Genomic DNA, 364 nt, shown 5'->3' with positions numbered 1-364 from the left:
TCCTGGCCACCCTCGCCGCGATCACCCACGCCGACAATCCGGACGTCGGTGCCATACTGAAAGCCGTCTCCAGCACCCTGGGAACACTCCCGGAAAAGCTCTCCATCCCTCTGAGCGAACTCGTCACCCAAGGCTTGGGCAAGCGCCCCGTACGCGAACAGTGGAGGAACCTGATGGCCGTCGACACCTCCTTCTACAAGTCCTGGATCGTGGAGGAAATCCGCGACGAGAGCCGCGAGGAAGGCCGCGAGCAGGGCCGTAGCCAGGGCCTGGCACAGGCGCTGCTACTCGTCCTCGAAGGACGCGGCATCGCCCTCTCGGAGCAGGAGCGGGAGCGCATCACCGCCTGCGAGGACAGCGAGCG

General features: G+C 65.9%; 1 pseudogene. It reads left to right on the top strand.

Annotated elements, in window-relative coordinates:
- Positions 1–364: pseudogene (locus M1O15_RS31290) on the top strand (hypothetical protein); the annotation flags it as partial.

This window comes from Streptomyces lichenis, from assembly GCF_023218175.1.
GTDB lineage: Bacteria > Actinomycetota > Actinomycetes > Streptomycetales > Streptomycetaceae > Streptomyces > Streptomyces lichenis.
The sequence above is the reverse complement of the archived record's forward strand: the minus strand, read 5'-3'. Positions and strand labels throughout refer to the sequence as shown.